This is a genomic window from Variovorax glucosi (assembly GCF_051216695.1).
Taxonomy (GTDB): domain Bacteria; phylum Pseudomonadota; class Gammaproteobacteria; order Burkholderiales; family Burkholderiaceae_C; genus Variovorax.
Window position 1 is genome coordinate 1 of the sequence record NZ_JBPJZE010000401.1, and the last position, 1,035, is coordinate 1,035.

Here is a 1,035-nt window from a genome sequence, read left to right on the forward strand (position 1 = left end):
GCCTACAGGCTGCGCAACGAAATGGAAGCCATGTTCGCGCCGTCCGTCAGGGCCAAGGCGGCATGACGGCCTAGGTAGCTCAACCGTTGCGCCGAACGGCAATCGCATAAAAAATAATCTGCTCGACACGAACCCCGTGTCGAAATGACCGCCAGCGGGCCGTCATTGTGGTGAGCGATCTTGCTCAACAGCCTTTTCCTTGACGGAGAGACACCATGCAGTACATGTTGATGTTCTATCAGCCCGCGGCCGAATTCGAACAACGCGACGATGCGTCCTCGCAGGCCTACCGGGCCAGCTGGGTCGCATATGCCGACGCCGTGCGCCAGGCCGGCATCTCGCTCGGCGGCCACGGCCTCTTCCCGCCCATGACCGGCACCACGCTGCGCGTGCGCGGCGACAAGCGCCAGGTGCAGGACGGCCCCTTCGCCGACACCAAGGAGCAGCTCGGCGGCTACTTCGTGGTCGACGTGCCCGACATCGACGCCGCGCTCGAATGGGCGGCGCGCGCGCCCTGCGCGACCAGTGGCGGAGTGGAGATCAGGCCCGTCTTCATGGCGACGGCTGTAGCCGCATGAGCGATCCGGCGGTTCAGAGAGCCGCCGAACGTGCGGCGCGCGACTCGTACGGGCGGCTGCTGGCCATCCTGTCGGCGCGCACGCACGACATCGCCGCGTCGGAAGACGCGCTCGCCGACGCCTTTGCGCGGGCGCTCGAACGCTGGCCGTCCGACGGTATTCCCGTGCAGCCCGATGCCTGGCTGCTGAGCGTGGCCCGGCACCGCAAGCTCGACGCCTGGCGCCACACCCGCGTGCAGGACGCGGCCACGCAGAGCCTGCTGCTGCTGGCCGGCGAGGTCGACGAAGGCACCACTGACGGCGCGGCCGTGCCCGACGAGCGGTTGCGCCTGCTCTTCGTGTGCGCGCATCCGGCCATCGACGCGGCGGCGCGCGCGCCGCTCATGCTGCAGACCGTGCTCGGCCTCGACGCGGCGCGCATGGCCGGCGCCAGCCTCTGGACCGAGTTCCGCCATGT

Annotated in this window: 2 protein-coding genes; both read left to right on the forward strand. The window is 69.1% G+C overall.

The window, feature by feature from the left end; translation table 11 throughout:
- Positions 1–215 precede the first annotated feature (215 nt).
- Positions 216–578: a YciI family protein gene (locus ACSFA3_RS26005; protein ID WP_435472511.1), complete on the forward strand. Its 363-nt coding sequence runs from the start codon at positions 216–218 to the stop codon at positions 576–578.
- Positions 575–1,035: sigma factor (locus ACSFA3_RS26010; RefSeq protein ID WP_435508187.1), on the forward strand; the 461-nt coding region annotated here is incomplete at its 3' end. The genes ACSFA3_RS26005 and ACSFA3_RS26010, both read left to right, overlap by 4 nt.